This window comes from Halonotius pteroides (assembly GCF_003605635.1).
GTDB lineage: Archaea > Halobacteriota > Halobacteria > Halobacteriales > Haloferacaceae > Halonotius > Halonotius pteroides.
The window spans coordinates 1-1,451 of record NZ_QMDW01000068.1; the positions used below are offsets into that span (position 1 = coordinate 1).

The following is a 1,451-nucleotide window of genomic DNA, read 5'->3' on the forward strand; positions in this document are numbered from 1 at the left end:
TCGCTAGTTGTCCACTCTGGCTCAAAGAACCAGTTGCTGACACGTAGTGATCAGAATGACGCGACTGAATCAGTCGCCTGATTCAGCCGCTGTCCGGATTCCTGTGTGTGATGGAGTTTCCAAGACTCAAACGCATCCTCACAGATCCGGACGAGTACATTTCGAACAGCCAGTTGAAGTCTCTTAGCATGGAGTTGCTTGAGTTGATACCGATGGAAAGAATCGAGGGCTCCGACCTCGATTCCGAGGATATCATGGGAGTCGTCTTGCGAGCCGCTGTTGGCACAACCTCAGTCAACGGCGTCACGACGGACACTGAAGACACGCCAAACCGCGAGCCAGTGATGGACTGGTTGCACACCTTGGAGAAAGAGCCGATGCTTGATGCTGTCAACGATATCCTTGCACTGGTGGCAATGACGGTTCTCGACCGTGGCGGGTCGAGAACCATCTGTCTGGACTTCATGGATAATCCGTTCCACGGTCATCCAGATGACGAAGACGAATTTAGGAGAATGGAAGCACGGGATGGAACTACGAAGTGTCACCGGTACTGTACTGCGTTCGTCATCGCGCAGGGAAAGCCACTCACACTGGCGGTTGAACCAGTTGACGGCGAGGACAGCAAGGCCGACGCGGTCGAGCGCGTGCTCGCCCGCGTCGAGACGTATCCATTCGAGACTGACCAGATTCTCATGGACAGGGACGCCTTTGTCGGGGAGTTAATCGGTGTTCTTCGAGAGACAGCACCGCCAGTCTTTCCGGTCATAACCCGGAAAGACTCGCTCCGGAAGAAACTCTCCAAGGCCGCGTCACACATGACCGAAGAGACGATTTGCGAAGGGAAGGAGCACGAACAGACGTATCCACTGGCGGTGAACATCACCTATCAGAACGGTGACCGTGGAAAGTCTGGTGTGAAAGCGACAGGATACGCGGCGTACGGTCTGGAAGACCGCACGCCCGCGCAGGTCGCTACGACCTACAACAAGCGTTCACGGATAGAGAAGAGCTACGAGAAGTTCCGAGAAGCGCGTGCCCTGACAACAACGCCATCGACGACAATCCGGCTGTTCTACGTGGGCGTGGGGTTTCTGTTAGAGCAGTTGTGGCTCGTGTTACAGTGGGCCGTGCTCGCCCGACCACGGCGTGGCGGGCGAGCACTTCGGAAAACATTCGCGTTTGGTGATGCGTTTTTGCACGGGATCGAACGGGTGTTAGACGACGAACTCAGCTGGAAAGAGGAGTACCAGACGAACGGAGAAGGACTGCCAGCAGGATACGAACACGGACTCGGCTGAGTCGCCTCGCTTCGGGCGAAGCGAGGCTGGCGAACAGCGACAGCTATCTTTGGAGATCGGTCTGAACGACGACTACAGCCAAAACAAACCGGATTTGTGATTCTTCCTCTACTCTCCGTGGCATCAGAAGTGTACTTCGCCTCGTATCAG

General features: G+C 55.6%; 1 protein-coding gene. It reads left to right on the top strand.

Annotated elements, in window-relative coordinates; all coding sequences use genetic code 11:
* Positions 1-110: 110 nt before the first annotated feature.
* Positions 111-1,301, top strand: a complete 1,191-nt coding sequence (locus DP106_RS15055; RefSeq protein ID WP_394343468.1) for an ISH3 family transposase — start codon at positions 111-113, stop codon at positions 1,299-1,301.
* Positions 1,302-1,451 lie beyond the last annotated feature (150 nt).

What these genes read in the sequence shown, in the direction of transcription:
- DP106_RS15055 (WP_394343468.1), top strand. Translation starts at nt 111, where the DNA reads ATGGAGTTTCCAAGACTCAAACGCATCCTCACAGATCCGGACGAGTAC.